This window comes from Paraburkholderia sp. CNPSo 3076 (assembly GCF_026343935.1).
Lineage (GTDB): Bacteria > Pseudomonadota > Gammaproteobacteria > Burkholderiales > Burkholderiaceae > Paraburkholderia > Paraburkholderia nodosa.
Window position 1 is genome coordinate 32,141 of the sequence record NZ_JAPMAL010000035.1, and the last position, 21,107, is coordinate 53,247.

The 21,107-nt window shown below is 67.8% G+C and carries 9 protein-coding genes; 1 reads left to right on the top strand and 8 read right to left on the bottom strand.

Annotation, left to right across the window (positions count from 1 at the left end; all coding sequences use genetic code 11):
* The first annotated feature begins 20 nt into the window (after positions 1-20).
* Entirely contained in the window at positions 21-1,421 is a 1,401-nt protein-coding gene (locus M3A49_RS33120; RefSeq protein WP_266232726.1) for a hemolysin family protein, read from the top strand.
* 18 nt (positions 1,422-1,439) lie between these two features.
* Here M3A49_RS33120 and treY read toward each other — a convergent pair whose 3' ends face one another.
* The 8 genes from treY to M3A49_RS33160 all read right to left on the bottom strand — a co-directional run bounded on the left by treY (position 1,440) and on the right by M3A49_RS33160 (position 20,929).
* Complete coding sequence (gene treY / locus M3A49_RS33125; protein ID WP_266232727.1) at positions 1,440-4,328, bottom strand: malto-oligosyltrehalose synthase; 2,889 nt, start codon at positions 4,326-4,328, stop codon at positions 1,440-1,442.
* Positions 4,325-6,568, bottom strand: a complete 2,244-nt coding sequence (gene malQ, locus M3A49_RS33130; RefSeq protein WP_266232728.1) for a 4-alpha-glucanotransferase — start codon at positions 6,566-6,568, stop codon at positions 4,325-4,327. The genes treY and malQ overlap by 4 nt, the downstream gene beginning before the upstream one ends.
* Positions 6,565-8,466, bottom strand: a complete 1,902-nt coding sequence (gene treZ, locus M3A49_RS33135; protein WP_266232729.1) for a malto-oligosyltrehalose trehalohydrolase — start codon at positions 8,464-8,466, stop codon at positions 6,565-6,567. The genes malQ and treZ overlap by 4 nt, the downstream gene beginning before the upstream one ends.
* Positions 8,467-8,492: 26 nt before the next feature.
* Positions 8,493-10,712: a glycogen debranching protein GlgX gene (glgX, locus tag M3A49_RS33140; RefSeq protein WP_266232730.1), complete on the bottom strand. Its 2,220-nt coding sequence runs from the start codon at positions 10,710-10,712 to the stop codon at positions 8,493-8,495.
* A 69-nt stretch (positions 10,713-10,781) separates the two neighbouring features.
* Positions 10,782-12,998: a 1,4-alpha-glucan branching protein GlgB gene (gene glgB, locus M3A49_RS33145; RefSeq protein WP_266232731.1), complete on the bottom strand. Its 2,217-nt coding sequence runs from the start codon at positions 12,996-12,998 to the stop codon at positions 10,782-10,784.
* Positions 12,991-16,446 carry a maltose alpha-D-glucosyltransferase gene (treS, locus tag M3A49_RS33150; RefSeq protein ID WP_266232732.1) on the bottom strand — a complete coding sequence of 1,152 codons (3,456 nt, stop codon included), beginning with the start codon at positions 16,444-16,446 and terminating at the stop codon, positions 12,991-12,993. Before treS ends, glgB begins: the two co-directional genes overlap by 8 nt.
* Positions 16,443-19,937: a maltotransferase domain-containing protein gene (locus M3A49_RS33155; RefSeq protein ID WP_266232733.1), complete on the bottom strand. Its 3,495-nt coding sequence runs from the start codon at positions 19,935-19,937 to the stop codon at positions 16,443-16,445. Before M3A49_RS33155 ends, treS begins: the two co-directional genes overlap by 4 nt.
* A gap of 335 nt (positions 19,938-20,272) precedes the next feature.
* Positions 20,273-20,929 (bottom strand): DUF1345 domain-containing protein, encoded by a 657-nt coding sequence (locus tag M3A49_RS33160; RefSeq protein WP_254354122.1) that lies wholly within the window; start codon positions 20,927-20,929, stop codon positions 20,273-20,275.
* Positions 20,930-21,107: the final 178 nt, after the last annotated feature.

Consider the following 21,107-nt stretch of genomic DNA (forward strand, 5'->3'; position numbering starts at 1 on the left):
GTCTCTCGGAGCCATGTGTCTTGATCCAGCTTCTCGCCCTCATCGGGGCGTTCCTGCTCGTTGCCCTCAACGGTTTCTTCGTCGCGGCCGAGTTCGGCCTCGTCAAGCTGCGCGCCACGCGCGTGCAGAGCCTCGCGCAGCAGCACGGCCTGCGCGGCCGCCTGCTCGCCAAGGTTCACGGCCAGCTCGATGCCTATCTTTCCGCGTGCCAGCTCGGCATCACGCTCGCTTCGCTCGGCCTCGGCTGGATTGGCGAGCCGGCTTTCGCGCAGTTGCTCGCGCCGGTGTTCGAACTGCTAGGCGTGCAATCGGCGGATCTCGTGCACGCCATCTCGCTGGTGTTCGCGTTCACGGTCATTTCGTTCCTGCACATCGTGGTGGGCGAACTGGCGCCGAAGTCGCTCGCCATCCGCCAGGCCGAGAAGATTTCGCTGTGGACGGCCATGCCGCTCTACGGCTTCTACTGGACCATGTATCCCGCGATCTGGGTGCTCAATTCGAGTGCGAACGCGGTGCTGCGTCTCGCGGGCCTTTCGTCGGGGCACGGCCACGACACGCACTATTCGACCGACGAACTCAAGCTGATCCTGCGCAGCCGCCGCGCCGCCGCCCAGGCCGAGGCGCATGACGCGATGCACGAGCCGCGCGGCGCAAAAGGCGGCGCGGTGCCGCTCCTCCCCGCGCCGGCTGCGAATGCCTATAGCGCCGACGAATGGAACACGCTCGCCCATTCGCTCGACTTCTCGCGTCTCACGATATCCGACCTCATGCGGCCTACGCACGAGATGGTGGGCCTGCGCCGCGACCTTTCGCTGCGCGAGAACATGCAGATCGTGGCGCGCCATCGTTTCAGCCGCTACCCGCTGTTCGAGGACGCCGCGGGCGAACGCGTGGCGGGCCTCATCCACCTGAAGGACCTGCTGCTCGCGCGCGAGGCGGGCAACGCACTCAGCGATCTCGGCAAGTTCGTGCGCCCCGTGCAGTACGTGCGGCCCGACACGCCCGCGCTCGCACTGTTCCGCCGCTTTCGCAAGGGCGCGCCGCATTTCGCGCTGGTGGGGCACAAGAACGCACGCCCGGCCGGCTTTCTCACGCTCGACAATCTGCTCGGTGCGCTCGTGGGCCAGATTCACGACGAGTTTCACCAGGCCGACACCGACTGGACCCGCATGGACGACGGCACGTTGATGGGCCGCGGCAGCCTGCCTGTGGTGTCGCTGGAGCAGGCGCTCGGCATCGACATCGACGAAGGGCGCGCGGAGTCGGTGGGCGGCCTGGTGATTCACGCGCTCAACGATCTGCCCACCGAAGGGCAGCGCGTGGAGTTCGACCGCTTCGACATCGTCGTGAAGAAGATGAAGGGGCCGCGCATCGTGCTCGTGCGCGTGTATCCGAAAGATCTCGAGGACGAGGGCGGCTGAGCGCGCCTCGAGTGCCGCTCAGCTGCGCGTGAGTGTGGCGAGCACGGCTACGGGCATTGCGCCCAGGATGTCGCGCAGCGCGAGCGTACCGCCTTCGCGCACCGTGTGCGTGGCGTCGCTGAGCCAGTCATATAGCGTGGCTGGTGCGCATCCTTTCGGCAATTCGACGGCCGTATCTTCCCAGCGTTCGGGCGCGACGAGCGGGGTGTCGCCATCCAGCAACCCTGCCGCGAGGCGGGTGCCGATCACGACGGCCCACGCATTGCCGTGATGGCGCGCGAACGCGATCACGTGTGAGGCCTGCGCGCCGCTGACTGTGAGCGGCAGATAGTCGCCTTCGCGCAGCAGTTCGGGCGCGCGCGAGTGCAGCGCGAGCAGGCGGTGCACGGTGGCCAGCTTCACCTGTGCGTTGCGCCAGTCCTTCAGCTTCGCGGCGGGCGCTTGCTCATCGAGCGCGGCCGCGCGTGCGGCGTAATCGACGGGCCGCCGGTTATCCGGATCGACGAGGCTGAAGTCCCAGAGTTCGGTGCCCTGATAGAGATCGGGCACGCCCGGCGAGGTGAGCCGCAGCACCGTTTGCAGCAGCGTATTGAGCGCCCCTGCGGGCGCCACGCGCGCGACGAATTCGGCCAGCGCCTGCAGGAAGCCGTCGCGCCGTTGCGGTGCGAGGATATCGAAGAGAAATGCCTGGCACTCCGATTCATAGGTTTCGTCAGGCGAGAGCCAGTTCGTGCGCAGCTTCGCTTCGCGCAATGCTTTGAGCAGCCACGTCGAGACGCGCTCCGCGAGCGCGTGCACGCCCGCTTCGTCGCCGGGGTCCAACTCGGGCGGCCAGCATCCCACCAGCGTTTGATACAGCATCGCCTCGGCGGTCGGTCCGGGCGACCAGGCCGCACCGGCCGCCCCTTCGTTGCGGCGATGCGTCTGGTTCAGCGTCGACCAGGCGCGCAGCGTGGCGCTCCAGTCGCCCGCAATCTCGCTCAATACGGCGAGCCGCGCGCGCACGTCCTCGCCGCGCTTGTGGTCGTGCGTGGCCGTGGCGAGCAGTCCATAAGGACGCCGCTGGCGCAATCGGTTCGTCGCATGAAAGTCGTGCGGCGTGCGCGCGAAATCGTCGGGGTCTGCGCCCACTTCGTTACGCGACAGCAGGCGGCCGTAGCGATAGAGCGCCGTGTCCTCCGTGGCCTTCGCCGCGAGCGGCGCGGTGAGCTGCGAGAACAGCGCGAGCGCCGTGCGTTGCGCGATCAGCGCGTGGCTGAGCGGCGTATTCGCCTGGCTGTTGCCCGCGCTCGCGTTCGCGACGGCTGGCGCGGCGCGTGGCGTCCTGGCACCGCCGCTAGTGTTGCCACTGTTGCCGCTGCCGCTACTGGCGTTGGTCGCGGCCGGTTCGGGGGCGCGTCCGCCTAGCCAGCCGTCGACCAGGTCGAGCGCCGCGAGGCTCGCGCGCGGCAGCGCGCATCTCGCGGCGTCGAGCGCAACGTCGAAGTAACGGTTGTCGAGCGCGCTGCGCAAGCCGTTCACCGGATAGATCCGGTAGATCGGGAAGGACATGGCCAGATGCGCGGCCACGCGATGCACCGATGCATAGGTGGTGTCGCGCGTGCCCGGGAGTTCGCGCGCGATGCGGTGCAGCGCGCGCGTCACATGGTCGAGTTCCGCGGGGAGATAGGCGGCCAGCATCTCGCGGCGCGCGTCGAGCGCGTAGGCCGCGAACGGCCGGTCGTCGCCTGCAATGGCGGCCCACGCCTCGGCGAGCGGCGCGGCGCCCGCGGGGTCGTGCAGCAAGGCGCCCACGTCGTTCATGAAGTCGTAGCCGGTCGTGCCTTGTACCGGCCAGTCGTCACGCAGCGTTTCGCCTTGCGCGAGGATCTTCTCGACCACGATGTAGGGCGGCGTGGCGCGCAGCGCAGCGAGCCGTTGCCGCAGGCGTTCGCAGTACTCGCGCGGGTCCGCGAGTCCGTCGATATGGTCGATGCGCAGGCCGTCGATCACGCCGTCGGCGTAGAGGCGAAACACGAGCTTGTGCACGGCCTCGAACACGTCGTGACGTTCCACACGCACGCCGGCGAGCGCGGTGATGTCGAAGAAGCGCCGCCAGTTGATCTCATCGGTGGCGGTGCGCCACCACGCGAGCCGGAAGTGCTGGCGTTCCAGCAGGCGGTGTAGCCGCTCGCGCGGCACCGGGTCGCTACTCGTATAGGATTCCAGAACGAAATCGATGGGGTCCGTGCCGGCCCGCTCGACGAACGCGCGCAGCGCGTCGCGCCCGGCGGCGGCGCGCGCCTGGTCGTCGGGCTGGGTCGTGAGGCCCTGGAATGGCCCGGCGAGCGTGTTCAGGTCGGCGCGGTTCGCGGACTGCAGGAGCGCCGCGTAATCGGTCGGGCAGATCGGGCACACGTGCGGCCCGTACTGCACGTAAAAGCGCGCGGCGGCGGGGTCGAACTTCAGCTCGATACGACCTGCGGCGAGTTCCTCGCCGTACTGTGCGCCGAGAAACGGCATCAGCACCTTGCCGCGCAGGGCGGGGTCGGGCGAGTGCCAGTCCACGTCGAAGTGGCGCGCGTACGCGCTGTGACGTCCCCATTCGAGGATGTCGAGCCACCAGGCGTTGTGGCCGCCGCCCACACCCATGTGATTCGGCACGAAATCGGCGATGATGCCCATGCCGCGCTCGTGCACTTTCGCGGCGAAGCGGCGCAGCGCGCCTTCGCCGCCCAGCTCCGCGCTCACCGTGCCGTAGTCGACCGTGTCGTAGCCGTGCATCGATCCGGGCTGCGCGGTCGTGACGGGAGAAAGGTAGAGATGGCTCACGCCGAGCGCGGCGAAGTAGTCGAGCTGCGCGAGCGCGTCGACGAACGTGAAGCCGTGATGGAGCTGCAGGCGCAGCGTCGCGCGAGGGTGTGTCATGGCGTCGGCTTCTTTTCCGGCGCACGTGGCGCCGAGCTGGCGGTTGAGTTGGCGTCGTTTGCGCCTGCACCGGCGCTCGGGTCGGCCGGCGTGCGCGCGACGGCGTCGCGTGCGCGTACGATGGCTTCGACGCGCGCGGAGACGGCCGCATCGGCGAACAGCGTCTCGACGGGCATCGGCAGACGGCGGCGCCAGTTCGGATGCTCGTCGATCGAGCCGGGCAGATTCGGCTGGTCGGACAACGCGAGCAGGTCTTCGAGCGGGCAGGTGACGAGCGGGCTCCGCGTTGCCGCGACATAGGCGAGCGCGGCATTCACGGGCGGATCGTCGGCGGGCGGCGGATCGGTGTCGCGCGGCGCGAGCCCGCTGTGCTGCAACGCGTGCCAGAGCGCGACGCGATCTGTCGCGCGCCGCGCGTGGTCGAGCGCGACGGGGTCGAGCCCGTCGGCACGCGGGAGCGTCTGGCCGATGCGGTTGCGCCAGTCGATGTCCGCGCCGCTCCACCATCCCGCGACGGTCGGCAGGTCGTGCGTGGTGGTCGTCGCGACGCCGTGCGGGTCCCAGCGCGCGGGCGCGAGAAAACCCTTGCCGTCGTGCTCGAACCACAGCACGCGAATGCCATAGAGGCCGTGCGCGGCGAGCCGTTCGCGCAGCCCTGGCGGGACGGTGCCGAGGTCTTCGCCAATCACGATCGCGCGATGCCGCCACGATTCGAGCGCGATGAGCCGCACGAGGTCGTCGAACGGGTAGCGCAGATACGCGCCGTGGCGCGCGCTTTCGCCTTCGGGCACGAGCCAGAGCCTGCGCAGCCCGAGGATATGGTCGATGCGCACGCCGCCCGCATGGGCGAAGGCCGCGCGCAGCATGTCGATGAACGCGCGAAAGCCGTTGTTGTGCATGGCGCGCGGCGAGAACGTCGTGAGCCCCCAGCTTTGCCCGGCCTGGTTGAAGATGTCGGGCGGCGCGCCGACCGAAACGCGTTGCAGCATGTCCTGCGGCAGCGACCACGCGTGCGAGCCGGCGCCGTCGCAGCCCACGGCGAGGTCGGCGACGAGGCCGATCGCCATGCCGGCCTCGCGCGCGCTGCGCTGCGCGCCCGAGAGCCCTTGCGCCGCGAGCCATTGCAGGAAGCAGTGAAAGTCGACTTCGCGACGGTGCTCCTGCGCAAACGTTGCCACGTCGGTGCTGCGCGGGTCGCGCAGCGGTTCGGGCCAGTCGCGCCAGTGGCGCTCGCCGCCGGGTCCGCGCAGCATGGCTTCCTGCAGCGCCTCGAAACGCGCGTGGTCTTCGAGCGCCTCGCCGCCGTGTGCGCGGAATGCGTCGAAGGCAGCGGCATGCGGCGAGCCGCTCGCGCGCTCTTCGGTGTCGAAGCGCTCGAACAGCGCGCGCAGCACCTTGAGCTTGAGCGGCAACGCACGCTGCCAGTCCACGAGCGGCGCGGCTTCGAGTTCGCGCCAGGCGTCGAGCGCGTTCGCGGCCACGCTCGCGTCGTGCGCGGCCTTGGCGCCGAATACCGCGGCGGGGTCGATATGCGCGACGTTGACCCACAGGCGCGATGAAGGCGAATAGGGGCTGAAGTGGCCCGGCTCGGCGCTGAACATCGCATGGGTCGGGCTGACTGCGAGCGCCTGTGCACCGCGCCGCGCGCTTTCCGCTGCCAGTGCGGCGAGCGCGGTGTAGTCGCCGATGCCGCCGTCGCCATTGCGTCGGAGTCCATACAATTGTGCGGCGAGGCCCCACAGCGGCGGCACCACGCCGCTGTCGCCGTGACGGGCGCGCCAGGCGTCGGCGACGGTATGGCAATGCGGCGGCGCGACCGCAATCGTCAAGCGGTGGTCGTTGACGGTGAGCGTGTGATAGCCCGGCTCCGCAAGCGGCGCGAGCAGTGCGCTCTCGCCGCGCGGCGAGGTGAAGCGGCCTTCGATATGCTCGCCGCTTTCGAGGTCGATACGATAGTGGCTGCCCGCGCGTACGGCCGAAGGCGGCAGTTCGATCGCGCTGTCGTATTCGGTGGTGATGAGCGGCGGCAGTCGCCGCGCCGACTGTTCCGCATTGAGCGCGGAGGTGCTCTGGCGGATTTGCGCGGCGTTGGCGCAAGGCAGGCCCGCGCATTCCAGCAGGGCGGCGAGCGTGCTGTCGGGTACGCGCTGCACGGCGCCGTGCGCGTCGGTCCATTCGACCTCGAAGCCCGCGCGTGCGGCCAGGGTCGCGAGCGTTTCGCTGCGGCGCGCCGTGCTCATGCGTTGGGCTCCTCGCGATGCACGACGCGCGCGTCGTGTTCGCTCGAATACTCGGGTACGTTGCCGGTGAGCCATGCAATGCACGCGCTCTCGGGCAGCACGCCATTGTCGGCATGGTCGCGCGCACGCGGCGGCGTTTCGAAGATCACCATGCCCTCGGGCCGTGGATTGAGCAGCACGCCGTCGCGGCCCAGGTTCAGCGCGATCGTGAGCGTTTCGCCATCATCGAGGCGCCAGCGCGCGACGAGCGCGGCGAGGCCGTTCGCCGCGTCGTCGGCGAGCACCGTCGCGCCGAGCGCACGTGTGTGGCGCAGGCGCGGCATGAGCAAATGCGCGCGCACGCATAGCGCCGACTTGTAGAAGTGCATCCATTCGAGCCGTTCGCCGTCGAGCGGCGCGTCGGCCAGTGGCGACGAATTCAGGAAGGTCTGCAGATCGTTCGGATCGGGAATGCGCGCGCGGCTAGCCTCGTCATTGAACGCGGTGAATGCCTTGAATTCGCGGCGGCGGCCTTCGCGTACCGCATCGGCGAGCTGACCGGTGAAGGCGGTGAAGAACTGGAACGGCTGCGTCGAGCCGTATTCCTCCTCCATGAAGAGCAGCGGAATTTGCGGCGATAGCAGCAGCATTGCCGTGGCCGCGCGCAGGGCGTCGTCGTCGGCCAGCGTGCGCAGCCGGTCGCCGAGCGCGCGGTTGCCGATCTGGTCGTGGTTCTGCAAAAACATCACGAACGCGGTAGGCGGCAGGTGCGCGCTCGGTTCGCCGCGCGGCTTGCCCGCATGCACGGGCGACGGGTCGCCCTGGTACACGAAGCCTTCGCCGAGCACGCGCGCGAGTTTGCCGATGGGGGAGTCCGTGAAGGCGCGATAGTAGCCTTCCGATTCGCCGGTCAGCAGCACATGAAAACAGTGATGCGCGTCGTCGTTCCATTGCGCGCTGAAGTGCGATTCGAGCAGATTGGCTTCGTTGTGCTCGTTTTCGAGCACGAGGTGCACATGGCGGCCGGGCTCGACCCGCGCCTTCACGTGGTCGGCCAGTTCGCGCAGCCAGTCGGTGTTGCCGATCGCGTGCGCAGCGTCGATGCGCAGACCGTCGAAGCGATATTCCGTGAGCCAGTAGAGCGCGTTGTCGCAGTAGAAGTCGCGCACTTCGAAGCGGTCGAAGTCGAGCGCTTCGCCCCACGGCGTCTTCACATCCTGGCGGAAAAACGGCTTGGCATAGTGGCCAAGCCAGTTCCCGTCGGGCCCGAAGTGGTTGTAGACGACGTCGATGAACATCTGCAGCCCCAGCCCATGCGCGGCATCGACCAGCGCCTTCAGTTCTTCAGGACTGCCATAGGCCGCGTGCGGCGCGTAAGGCAGCACGACGTCGTAGCCCCAGCCGCGCTCGCCCGGATAGTCGTTGAGCGGCATGAGTTCAACGGCCGTCACGCCAAGCGCTGCCAGCGCGGGCAGACGTTTCATTACACCCTGATATCCGCCCAGCGCGCCCACGTGCAGCTCGTAGATCACGGTCTCTTCCCAGGGGCGCCCTTGCCAGTGCGCATGCTGCCAGGCGTACGCGCGCGGGTCGAGCACTTCGCTCGGTCCGTGCACGCCCTGCGGCTGGAAGCGCGATGCGGGGTCGGGTACGCGTTGCTGGCCGTCGATGCAGTAGCGGTACAGCGTGCCCGGCCCGCACGGCGCCTGCGCTTCGAACCAGCCGTTGCCGCTCGGCGTCATGTCGAGCGGCGGCGCGTCTCTCACGTTCTCGAACACGACCTGCACCGTTTGACACGACGGCGCCCAGAAGCGAAAGCGCGTATGCGGCTGCGCGTGCGCCGCGCCGATCAGCTGCGCGCCGAACGGCAGGCAATGCATGTACTGGCGGGTGTGCGGATCGTGCGAAAGCGGGGACATGGTGGATTCCTGGTTGCGTCCTGTTCCTATCCAGCGGCGGCTTCGTCCGGGCCCGCGGGGGCGCCCGACCCGGACGCGCCCGGCGTGCGGCGCGGGTCCGGCGTGGGCGCGTCGCCGCGCGTGCCCGCTGGCCGGTGCGTGTCGGCTCGCGCCGGACGGGCGCGGAGCACGGCGAGCGCGCGCGCAGCCAGCTCGTACGTCGTGTCGGGCAGCGCGTAGGGCGCCGCGTCGGGACGCGCGGTATCGAGCAGTACCTCCCATGCCATGCGCGGCGCGGGCGCGACGAATGTCACCGCGCCCTGCGAAGCGTTCAGCATCATCAACAATACTTCCATTTGGCCGTGGAGTCCCGCTCCCGCGCGCCGCAGGGTGAACGCGCTCGCTTCCGGGTCGTGCCAGGCCTCGGGCGAGAGCGATTCGCCGCGTTCGTCGAACCAGTCGATGTCATGCACGCCGGGCATTAGTTCGCGCTCGCCGAACAGAAAGCGCGTTTCGTGCAGCAGCGGATGTTCGCGGCGCAGCGCGATAACGCGCGCGGCGAAACGCGTCATGGCCTTGCCTTGGGGCGTGTCGGCGAGCGCCCAGTCGAACCACGAAATGTCGTTGTCCTGGCAGTACGCGTTGTTGTTGCCGCGTTGCGTGCGGCAGGCCTCGTCGCCCGCGAGCAGCATGGGCGTGCCGAGCGCGATGAGGAGCGTGGCCATCATCGAGCGGGCCACGCGCGCTCGCGTGGCGAGGATGGCGGGGTCGTCGGTCGGGCCTTCCACGCCCCAGTTCGCGCTCCAGTTTTCATTGTGGCCGTCGCGGTTTTCTTCGCCGTTGGCTTCGTTATGCTTGCGTTCGTACGAAACGAGGTCGGCGAGCGTGAAGCCGTCATGGGAGGTGACGAAATTTATCGACGCCCAGGGCCGGCGCTTGCGTTTGTCGAACAGGTCCGCACTGCCGGTCAGGCGCGCCGCGAGGTCGGCGCGCTGGCCCGGCGCGCCGCGCCAGTAGCGCCGCACGCTGTCGCGAAAGCGATCGTTCCATTCGGAAAAGCCGGGCGGGTGGTTGCCAAGCTGATAACCGCCCGGGCCCACGTCCCACGGCTCGGAAATCAGCTTGCACTGCGAAAGCACCGGGTCCTGGCGCAGCACGTCGAAGAAGCCGCCGTTCGGGTCGAAGCCTGCGGGCTCGCGCCCGAGTGTCACGCCAAGGTCGAAGCGAAAGCCGTCGATGCCATATGACGTGGTCCAGTGGCGCAGCGAGTCGGCGACCATCTGCAGCACGCGCGGATGCGATAGGTCGAGCGTGTTGCCGCAGCCCGTGTCGTTGATGAAGTGGCGCTCGTCGCCTGGCACGCAGCGGTAATAGCTGGCGTTGTCGAGGCCGCGCCACGAGACGGTAGGCCCCATTTCGCCGCCTTCGCAGGTGTGGTTGTAGACCACGTCGAGAAAGACTTCGATACCCGCTGCATGAAGCTGCCGCACGGCGATGCGCATTTCGTCGGTGTCGTGGCCCACCAGGTAGCTGGGCTCGGGCGCGAAGAACGCGGCCGCGTTGTAGCCCCAGTAGTTGCGCAGCCCGCGATCGATCAGAAAGCGCTCGGAGAGAAACGCGTGGACTGGCAGGATCTCGATGGCCGTCACGCCGAGCTTGTGCAGATGCTCGATGAAACGCGGCGCGGCTAGCCCGGCGAAGGTGCCCCGCATGTGCGTGCGTAAATCGTGACGCTGCATCGAAAGACCGCGCAGATGCGCCTCGTAAATCACGGTGTCTCCCCACGGCGTATTGGGCCGCCGGTCGCGCGACCAGTCGAAGTTGTCGTTCATGACCACGCACTTGGGCATGGCCGGTGCCGAGTCGCGCCGGTCGATCGAGAGGTCCACGCGGTTCGAATGCGCGCGGTAGCCATAGAGTGTGTCCGACCAGCGGAACTGGCCGATGAGCTGCTTCGCGTAGGGGTCCAGCAGCAGCTTGTGCGGATTGAAGCGGTGCCCCAGATGCGGCTGATAGGGCCCATGCGCGCGCAGGCCGTAGACGGTGCCGGGATGCGCACCCGGCAGATAGCCGTGCCACACCTCGTCGGTGCATTCGGGCAAGGTGTAGCGAATGCGTTCCTTGCGGCCGGTGGGGTCGAAGAGGCACAACTCGATGCGCCATGCGTGGGCGGAGAACACGGCGAAGTTGGTGCCGAGTCCGTCCCACGTCGCCCCGAGCGGCCAGGGGGAGCCGGGCAGCAGGCGCTCAGGCGGACCATTTGCCATGACGATGCTCCATGTGTTGTTCTTCGTTTTGCATCGGCTTCCTGATCCAATCCCGCCGCTGCGCCGGGCTTAGCGGCGCAGGCGCAGGATCAGCGTGCCGAGTGGCGGCAGGACGAGCGCGGCCGACTGCGGCTTGCCGTGGCTCACCACGCTCTCCGTGGTGACGAGGCCCCCGTTGCCGATGTTCGAGCCGCCGTACACCTCGGCGTCGGTGTTGAGCGCTTCTTCCCACTGTCCCGGCTGCGGCATGCCGATACGGTAGCCGTGGCGTGGCACCGGCGTGAAGTTGCAGATCACCACGATCTCGCGGCCCGAGCCGTCCACGCGTCGCCATGCGAGCACGCTGTTTTCGTTGTCGTCGGAAACCAGCCATTCGAAGCCGCCGGGTTCCGTGTCGAGCGTGTAGAGCGCAGGCTCGCTCGCGTAGAGGCGGTTGAGGTCGCGCACGAGCGTTTGCACGCCGCGGTGCAGCGGGTCGTCGAGCAGGTTCCAGTGCGGCGTGCCGTCGTGATCGAATTCGGCCATCTGCCCGAACTCGCCGCCCATGAACAGCAGCTTCTTGCCGGGGTGCGCCCACATGAAGCCGAAATACGCGCGCAGGTTCGCGAACTTCTGCCAGCGGTCGCCCGGCATCTTGCCTAGCAGCGACCCTTTGCCGTGCACCACTTCGTCGTGCGACAGCGGCAGCACGAAGCGCTCGGACCACGCGTAGACCATCGCGAACGTCATCAGGTGGTGGTGATAGCGGCGATAAACGGGGTCTTCGTGCATGTAGTGCAGCGTGTCGTGCATCCAGCCCATGTTCCACTTGAACTGGAAGCCGAGCCCGCCATCTTCGGGGCGCGCCGTGACGCCCGGCCATGCTGTGGATTCCTCAGCAATGGTGATCACGCCGGGGCGTTGCGGAACGTATTGCGTTTCGTGATTGAGGCGCTTGAGAAATGCGATCGATTCGAGATTCTCGCGGCCGCCATAGATATTGGGCACCCACTCGCCTTGCGCGCGCGAATAGTCGCGATAGAGCATCGAGGCGACCGCGTCCACGCGCAGCGCATCCACGTGATAGCGCATGAGCCACGCAAGACCCGACGCGACCAGGAACGCGCTCACCTCGCGGCGTCCCAGGTTGTAGATCATCGTGTTCCAGTCGGGGTGATAGCCCTCGCGCGGGTCGGCATGCTCGTAGAGCGCCGTGCCGTCGAAATCGATGAGACCGTGCGCGTCGTTCGGGAAGTGCGCGGGCACCCAGTCGAGAATCACGCCCAGCCCCGCTTCGTGCGCGCGATCGACGAACGCCGCGAAGTCCACCGGCGCGCCAAGACGCGCGGTGGGGGCGAACTGCGAAAGCGGCTGATAGCCCCACGAGCCGCCAAACGGATGTTCCGCCACGGGCAGCAGTTCGATGTGCGTGAAGCCCATGCCCTGCGCGTAGGGGATCAGGCGATCGGCGAGCGCGCCCCAGTCGGGCGCGGGGGCGTCGACGCCTTGCGTGGGCAGCCACGAAGGCGCATGCACCTCGTAGACCGACATGGCCGCGCGCGCGTTCTGCCGTTCGGCGCGCGTTTGCAGCCACTCCTGATCGCGCCACGCGTAGTGGTCGATCGCTTCGACAGGGGCGACGATCGAAGCCGTGCCCGGCGGGCATTCCGTCTGCAGCGCGCAGGGGTCGGCCTTGAGCGGGAGGACCACGCCGCGTGCGCCGAGTATCTCGAACTTGTAGCGCGCGCCGGGCGCCACACGCGGAATGAAAAGCTCCCATACGCCCGCTTCGTGACGCAGCCGCATGGGGTGACGCCTCCCGTCCCACGCGTTGAAGTCGCCCACCACGGAGACGCGCTTCGCGTTCGGCGCCCAGACCGCGAAGCGCACGCCGGGTACGCCGTCGCAAGTCAAGGGCCGCGCGCCGAGGCATTCGAGCACGGCGTAGGGGTCGCCGTCCGCGAGACGCACAAGCGCATCGTGCGCGAGATGCGGGCCAAATGAATAGGTGTCCTCGATTTCCTGGCTCACGCCATGCCAGTCGACCACGAGCCGGTAGGGCACCGCTTCCGCGACTGGCCCTGCGTAGAGTCCTGCGGGATGCACGAGCGAGAGTTCGCCGAGCGTGTGGGCGCGGTCGCGCGCCACCACGCTCGCGCCCGAGGCGTTCGGCAGCCATGCGCGCACGTAGGGGGCGCCGTCCACCCAGTGCAGCCCGAGCACGGAGAAAGGATCGGAGTGGTACGCACCGGCGAGTGCGTCGGCGTCGTGGGGATTCAGGCCGGCTTGGGCCGCGCGCTCAACCATGGCCACCTCCGCCGGAATGCGATTGCGTGGACTGCGTGGGCGTGAGCCCAAGCACGCGAGCCGCCAGCGCCGCGAGACCGCGTACCGGCAGCGCGAGCCAGGTGGGACGGTTGGCCGCTTCGTAGCGGATCTCGTAAGCCGCTTTCTCGATCAGGAACAGGTCGAGCAGCGCCTGCTCGTGCGAAGCGCTGACGAGCGTAAGCGGTCCTTCTGCCACGGCTGCGCGGTACTGGCTCAGGAACGCTTCGGCCGCATAGCCGCGGAAGCGTTCGAACAGGGCACGCTTGCGATCGACGACTTGCTGCGGCGCGCTTTCGAGCGTCGATTGCGCGGCGGCGCCCGCATACGAGAGCGAGCGCAACAGGCCCGCCACGTCGCGCAGCGGCGAGGCCTTGGCGCGCCGGTATTCGAGCGCCCGCGCGGGCTCGCCTTCGAAGTCGATCAAATACGCGTCGCCCTGGGAAAGCAGGACCTGGCCCAGGTGGAAATCGCCGTGGATGCGGATGCGCACGGCCTTCGTGTCGTCCGGCACGAGTTCGTCGATCTTCGCCACAAGCGCCTTGCGCCGATCGATCAGGCTGCGCGCGAGATCGCGTGCGTCTTCGTCGAGCATTTGCTCGTCCTCGCCCGTATGCCGCGCGACGATGTCGAGCGCTTCGTTGAGCATGGTCTTCGCGTCGGCTATCCAGGCGCGCACGTCCTCGGGGGTCGCGGCAACGGGCGCGAAGGCTTCGTCGTCGCTGGGTCTCGAGAGCAACGCGTGCAGCTCGCCCAGCCGCTTGCCGATGGCGCCGATCACCGCGCAGTAGCCCTGCACGGCTTCTTCTTCGTGCGCCTGGTCGGCGCTCGTGTCGTCGTCCACGGCGAGCGCGAGTTCGTCGATCGTGCGGCGCAAATAGTCGAGCGCCCAGTCCCACGCGTTGCCCTGATTGTCGATGAAACCTTGCACGATGATGAGCGTATGCGGCACGCCCGCGGGGTCGACGCGCACCACTTCGCCATAGAGCGGCGCGGTGTTCGCGTAGCCGAGCTTCGTGAGGTAGCGGCTCATTTCCGCTTCGGGGTGCACGCCAGCCATCAGGCGGCGCACGATTTTGAGCACGAGGGTTTCCGCGATTACGAGCGAGCTGTTGCTCTGCTCCGCGGCGAGCCAGCGCACTTCCGGCGTGTCGCCAAGGTCGAGTTCGTCGAGGCGCTCGGTCGGCTCGAAGCGGATCGTGCTCTGCTGCACGGTAGGCACCGCGGCGCGCTCGCGCAGCTTGCGCAGCACGCCGTAGGCGAACCACGGCAGCGAGAACGCATCCGTGAGATAGCCCACCGTGCGGCCGCGCCGCACGCGCGAGAGCGCGAGCTGAATGTGCAGCGGCGTGGTGATTTCGGTGCCCCACGTAATGGCGATCGGGAGGACGTAGCGCTCGCTCGTGCCATCCGCAAGCTCGGCCTCGATCTCCGTGAAGGCGAAACCCGCGCCGTAAATCGTCGTGAGCGCCGCGAGACGCACGGCGCGCAGCGGCTTGTCCTTGGAGGCGAACCAGCGGCGACGCGAGAGCCACGAAGGCAGCACTTCCGATTCGAGCAGCCGCACATTTTCGGGCGTCGCACCGGTTTGCCCTTCGCGAATCACCACGGTCACGAACTCGGGCAATTGCTCCGAGGTCGGCTGGCTCCACGAAGGCCGCTGATCGCCCGCGCTCAGGAGGAACCACAGGAAGCCGTAGGGCGGGAATGTCAGCAGATAAGGCAACTGCCCGACGGCCGGGAACACGGAGTCGGCCGTCATCTCGACGGGGGACATGCCCGCGAACTCGGAAAGATCGAGTTCCACCGCCTGCGGCGCGCGCGACAGATTCGCCACACACAGGATCGGCGCTTCGCCGGGCATTTCGCGCAGGTACGCGAGGATCTTGCGGTTCGCAGGCCGCAGGAAGCGGATCGCGCCGCGCCCGAACGCCTGCTTCGCGCGGCGCGTGGCGAGCATGCGGCGCGTCCAGTTGAGCAGCGAATGCGGGTCGCGGCTTTGCGCTTCGACGTTGATGGCGTCGTAGCCGTAGAGCGAGCCCATGAGCGGCGGTAGCACGAGCTGTTCGGGGTCGGCGCGCGAGAAGCCGCCATTGCGGTCCGACGACCACTGCATCGGCGTGCGCACGCCGTCGCGGTCGCCAAGGTGAATGTTGTCGCCCATACCGAGTTCGTCGCCGTAATAGATCACGGGCGTGCCGGGCATGGAGAGCAGCAGCGAGTTGATGAGTTCGATGCGGCGCCGGTCGCGCTCCATGAGCGGCGCGAGACGCCGGCGAATGCCGAGGTTCAGGCGCGCGCGCCGGTCGCTCGCGTAGGTGTTCCAGAGGTAGTCGCGTTCGGAGTCGGTCACCATTTCGAGCGTGAGTTCGTCGTGATTGCGCAGGAAGATCGCCCACTGGCAGCTCGGCAGCAAGTCGGGCGTCTGCTTCATGATGTCGAGAATCGGGAAGCGGTCCTCGCTCGCAATCGCCATGTAGAGGCGCGGCATGAGCGGGAAGTGGAACGCCATGTGGCATTCGTCTTCGTTGCCGAAGTACTCCTGCACATCCTCGGGCCACTGGTTTGCTTCGGCCAGCAGCATGCGGTTCGGGTAGTGCTCGTCGATGGCCGCGCGGATGCGTTTGAGAATGCCATGCGTTTCAGGCAGGTTCTCGTTGTTCGTGCCTTCACGCTCCACGAGGTAAGGCACGGCGTCCAGGCGCAGCCCGTCGATGCCCATGTCGAGCCAGAAGCGCATGACCTGCAGCACCTCGCGCAGCACGGCCGGATTGTCGAAGTTCAGGTCGGGCTGGTGCGAATAGAAGCGGTGCCAGTAGTACGCGCCCGCCACCGGGTCGTGCGTCCAGTTCGATGGCTCCGTGTCGATGAAGATGATGCGCGTGCCCTGGTACTTCTGGTCGGTGTCGGACCACACGTAGTAGTTGCGATGATTCGAGCCGGGTTTGGCACGGCGCGCGCGCTGAAACCACGGGTGCTGGTCCGAGGTGTGGTTGATGACCAGTTCGGTGATCACGCGGATGCCGCGCGCATGCGCTTCCTGAATGAAGCGTCGCACGTCGGCGAGCTGGCCGTAATCGGGGTGCACGTTGCGATAGTCGGCGATGTCGTAGCCGTCGTCGCGGCGCGGCGAGGGGTAGAACGGCAGCAGCCAGACCGCCGTGACCCCAAGGCTGGCAATGTAGTCGAGCTTCGCGAGCAGGCCAGGGAAATCGCCCACACCATCGTTGTTCGAATCGAAGAACGATTTCAAGTGCACCTGGTAAATGATCGCGTCCTTGTACCAGAGCGGGTCGTCGGAGAGCATCGACGGCCTGCCGCGCCGTTGCGTGGCGCGCTCCTCATCTTGTGGGTCGTGTGCGGTCGAGTCTCGCGTGACGGTCTGCACGTTCGTTGCCACAGGCTCGTGCGTAGCGGGGTCGCGTTTCATGTCGCTCCTCCGGGCGGGAAGTCCGCGTCCAGTTCGGGATGGCCCTCGATGTGCTCGTCGGCGTGTTCAGGCAGCGGTTCTTCGCGCGGCAGGCCCTTCGCGGGCTCGATGCGCCAGATCGAAAACGGGCGCGCATGCGGGTCGAGCCGCACGTGCTGCCAACGTCCACGCCACTCGAAGCGCTCGCCGGTCATTTCGTCGATCACATTGAGGGGGGCGTGGTCGTCGAGGTGCCAGCGCTGGAACGTCGCCCACGAAAGTTCGAAGTCGGCGCCCTGCTCGTTGAAGGCATCGAGATTGATGGCCACGACGAGCACGTTGTCGCGCGCGGGCGTGGCCTTCTCGAAGCACAGCAGCGAGTCGTTGCGCGCGTCGAGGAACGTGATGCCGAGATGCGTGTGCAGCGCGGGGTTCGCGCGCCGGATGCGGTTGAGCGTGGCGACCTCCGCGACGATGTTGCCGGGGCGATGCCAGTCCCATGCGCGCAGCTGGTATTTCTCGGAGTCCAGATATTCTTCCGAATTAGGCATGGCACGTCCTTCGCACAGTTCGAAGCCGCAGTACACGCCCCACAGCCCGGATAGCGTCGCGGCCAGGGCGGCACGGATCAGGAAGCTCGAGCGCGCGCCGGTCTGCAAATGGCGCGGATTGATGTCGGGCGTGTTGACGAAGAAGTTCGGCCGATAGAAGTCGCGCACCTCGGTTTGCGTGAGTTCCGTGAGGTACTCGGTGAAATCTCGCTTCGATTCGCGCCACGTGAAATACGTGTACGACTGCGAGAAGCCGAGTTTGGCGAGCCGGTACATGAGGCGCGGCCGCGTGAAGGCTTCGGAGAGGAAGATCACGTCGGGGTGGCGCGCACGCACGTCGGCGATCATCCATTCCCAGAACGGCAGCGGCTTCGTGTGCGGGTTGTCCACGCGGAAAATGCGCACGCCCGTGTCCACCCAGAACAGAATCGCGTCGCGCAACGCGAGCCACAAATCAGGCTTGGAGTCGTGAGCGTAGAACTCGGGGTTCACGATGTCCTGGTACTTCTTCGGCGGGTTTTCGGCGTAGCGCAGCGTGCCGTCGGGCCGCCACGCGAACCAGGTGGGATGCGCTTTCAACCACGGGTGGTCAGGCGAGCATTGAATCGCGAAATCGAGCGCGATTTCGAGGCCTTGTTCGCGCGCCGCGGCAAGCATGCGGCAGAAGTCCTCGAGCGTGCCCAGTTGCGGATGCACCGCGGTGTGGCCGCCTTCGGCTCCGCCGATTGCATAGGGGCTGCCCACGTCGCCGGGCTGCGCATTGAGCGTGTTGTTGCGCCCCTTGCGGTTCGCGAGGCCGATGGGGTGGATCGGCGGGAAGTACAGCACGTCGAAGCCCATTTCGCGGATGCGCGGCATCTTCGCGATCACGTCGTCGAAGGTGCCGTGGCGTGATTCGTCGTCGCTCATCGAGCGCGGGAAGATCTCGTACCAGCTCGCGAAGCGCGCGGCGCCGCGCTCCGCATCCACGCGATTGACGATCGTGTCGCGCGAGAGAAACGGGCGATGGCGCGCGGCGCGCACGGCCGCAGCGGTCGAAGGCGCGGCGATGATCGCGCAGCGTGTTTCGGTGTCTGCAGCAATGAAGCGTTTGACGATGGCGTCGAGCGTTTCGTTGGTGCGCTTCTGGTCGTCGCCGCCCGTGCCCGATGTTTCCGCGGTGGCGAGCACGAGCGCGAACAGGCGGCTCGCTTCCTCCAGCTCGAGATCGACGGGCTGGTTCGCTGCGCGCTTCTTGTGCAGATGTTCCGCGAGCGAGGCGAAGTCGTCGCGCCACGCAATCACGACGTACTCGTAGCGTCCGACGCGATCGAGGGGAATGTGGCCCGCCCACAGGTCGGTGCCCGCGGGCGGCACGGGCGTCATTAGCGACTCGTGCCAGGCGGTTTCGTCGACGGCGCGCCAGAGCACGGCGGCGTCGATGCGGTCGTGGCCCTCGGCGAAGATCGCCGCGCGCACTTCGCAGCGCTCGCCCACGGTGCGCTTCGCGGCGAAGCGGCCGTGATCGACCGAGGGCTGCGCGCTCTCGATGGCAATGCGCGGCGCGGCGATCGCCTCGAGCACGCTCTTGTGTCCACTCGTGTCCGTCTTGCCGCGATCTTCGGGCGGCGCAAGGACCACGAGCGGACTCGCGAGCGCGCGGAACATCCAGCATGCGCCGGCGGGCAGCGTGAACGCGTCGGGGATCGCGCTCGCGTTGCGTGGCGCGGGCAGGCGTGCGCCGCGCAGCGTTTCGGCGTCGAGCGGCGCGAAGCGCGTGAAGCCGCCAGGCACGCCGTCGAGCAGGCGCGAGAGATCCACACGCACAGGCGCAGCGAGCGCGGGATTGATGAGCGTGAGGATGGCGTCGTCCGCTTCGCGCAGGTCCGCGCGGTCGCCGCGCAAGAGCGCCGCGACGCTCGCGCCGGGGCCATTGAGCGCACGCAGCTCACCGTTGGTCTGCAGCACCCACGTTTCGCGTTGCAGCGCGTTGGCGTGCGCGACATCGGCGCTCAGATCGAAGGGCGCGCGCGCCTTCGCGGCTTCCCACGCCTGTGCGCTGTTGCCGCTGTGCGAGGTCGCTTCGTCCACGCCATATTCGAAGCCCATCGGCATGAGCCAGCCGGTGCCGAGCGCGGCTGCCGCGCGCAGCATGCGGCGATAGGCGCGCTCGAGCGCGCGCGCATCGGCGGCGCCTTCCTGGTCGTGCGCGTAGCGCGCGCCATAGGGCGCTTCTGGAAACGTTATCGGCGAGCCCACGCGGCGCAATGCGGCGTGCTCCTCGACCATCCAGCTCGACGAGAAGTCCCACCAGCGCAGCGAGGAGAAGGCCGCGTCGAAGCCCGCACCTTCGAGGTGCGCGAGCGCCTCGCGCGGCAGGCCTGGCGTCGCGGCGAGCCAGCGCGTTTGCGGAAAGCGCGCGCGCACGGCATCGAAGATCGCGCGCAGCACATGGGGCGGCGTGCGGTGCGGAGAGTCCACGCGAAAGCCGCCGATGCCCGCTTCGACGAGCGCGACGGCGCGTGCCGTCCACCATGCGATGAGGGGCGCGCTCGCGCGCTCGAAATCGGCATAGGCGACGTTGGCTTCGCGATGGCCGTGGCGTGGGTCGAGGCGCGCGTCTTCGGGCTCGAAGGGGTGGAACCATTCGGGGTGCGCGGCGTAGAGCGCGCCGTCGGCGGCGCTGCGATCGAGCACGAGATCGGCGAGCAGCGTGACGCCGCGCGATTGCGCCGAGAGTGCGAGTTCGCGCACGGCGTCGGCGGCGAAAAGCTGGCTGCCGAAGGCCGCGTTCAGGCGCGCATGGTCGGCGACGATGCGGTCGTCGCCCGACGCGCCCGAGGCGAACAGGGCGCCGATCAGGACGTGATCGAAGCCCAGCGACGCCGCGCGGGCGATATGCGCCGGCCACGCGTCGAGTGGTCCTGCCAGGACGGAATGGACGAAGTAGATCCGCGGCGCATAGGCGTGGGGGGGTTCCATCGGTCGTATTCCAGGTACGTCAGGCGAAGGGGATGCAAGTCGGGGTTAGCCGAAATGCGATCGCGCCGCCCGGGGGCTGCCGGAGCGTGCCGCGCTGCGCGTGGTGACAGGCACCTGTTCAGAGTAGTGCAAGAGCAGGCCGGAACCAAACCGCTTGCGCCGCGTGGCGACTTGCGGGGGAGCCGAGCAAGGCACATGCCCATGAGCGAGCCAGGCGCGCGGCGCCGCGCGCAGGCGCATGTTCGCAAAGGCTGGGCTCAAAGGCGGGCGAATCGAGAGGCGAAACCGGCGGCGATTGCCGGTATCCGTTGCAGCGGTGAAAAAGGGAAACGCGCTCAGCTACCGACCATGCTCGCGGCGATATTGACGCACAGGCCTAGCACAGAAACGTTGAAATAGAACGACAAAATCGATTGTGCGAGCACGCCGCGCCGCGCGCTGCGCCCGCGCAGGCCGATATCGGCGGTTTGCGATGCGCATGCGATGGTGAACGAGAAGTACAGAAAGTCCCAGTAATTCGGCGTGAGCTTTTTGTCGGGAAACGCGAGGGCGGGCTCGTTGGGATCGGAGCCGTAGTAGATGCGTGCGTAGTGCAACGTGAAGATGGTGGGAATGAGAAACCACGCCCCGATGAGCGTGAGCCCCGTGAGCAGCGAATGCAGCACTTTCGAGGCTGTGTCGAGATCCTTCGTCGTGCCGAGTTCGATGACGATGGCGACGATGCTCGCCACCGTTGCGATGCAGATGAGAAACAGCACGGTGCCCGCGTTTTCGTCTTCGCGGCGGGCGTTCGCGCGCACGCTTTCTTCGTTTGCTAACACCATGTGCAGCCAGATCAGCACGAGGTAGGTCCATACCGTGGCGTCCCAGCCGAGCAGGACGCGCGCGGAAGTATGGATCGAGGCGGGCGCGAGCAAGCCGAGCACGACGCCCACGGCGATGGCGATCATCAAGTGCGGTCGGTTGCGCAGTACCAGCGGGATGAGGTTCATGGAGTGGCGCGGGTGGCGCGGGTTAGCAATCAATTGCGGCGATTCTACCGTGCGTGGTCCGCCGGGGTGACGCGCTGCTCGCTGTTATGCCGGGCATGCAAGCTTTCGGTTTGTCTTATCGGGCCATAAGGGGCTATATTGCTTGCGCAACGCGGCAGCGCGTTCTCGCAGTCAGCGC

Excerpts from the sequence above, each read along its gene's own strand:
- treS (WP_266232732.1), bottom strand. The coding sequence starts at position 16,446 with ATGAAACGCGACCCCGCTACGCACGAGCCTGTGGCAACGAACGTGCAG.
- M3A49_RS33155 (WP_266232733.1), bottom strand. The coding sequence starts at position 19,937 with ATGGAACCCCCCCACGCCTATGCGCCGCGGATCTACTTCGTCCATTCC.
- M3A49_RS33160 (WP_254354122.1), bottom strand. The coding sequence starts at position 20,929 with ATGAACCTCATCCCGCTGGTACTGCGCAACCGACCGCACTTGATGATC.
- treY (WP_266232727.1), bottom strand. The coding sequence starts at position 4,328 with ATGACACACCCTCGCGCGACGCTGCGCCTGCAGCTCCATCACGGCTTC.
- malQ (WP_266232728.1), bottom strand. The coding sequence starts at position 6,568 with ATGAGCACGGCGCGCCGCAGCGAAACGCTCGCGACCCTGGCCGCACGC.
- glgX (WP_266232730.1), bottom strand. The coding sequence starts at position 10,712 with ATGGCAAATGGTCCGCCTGAGCGCCTGCTGCCCGGCTCCCCCTGGCCG.
- treZ (WP_266232729.1), bottom strand. The coding sequence starts at position 8,466 with ATGTCCCCGCTTTCGCACGATCCGCACACCCGCCAGTACATGCATTGC.
- glgB (WP_266232731.1), bottom strand. The coding sequence starts at position 12,998 with ATGGTTGAGCGCGCGGCCCAAGCCGGCCTGAATCCCCACGACGCCGAC.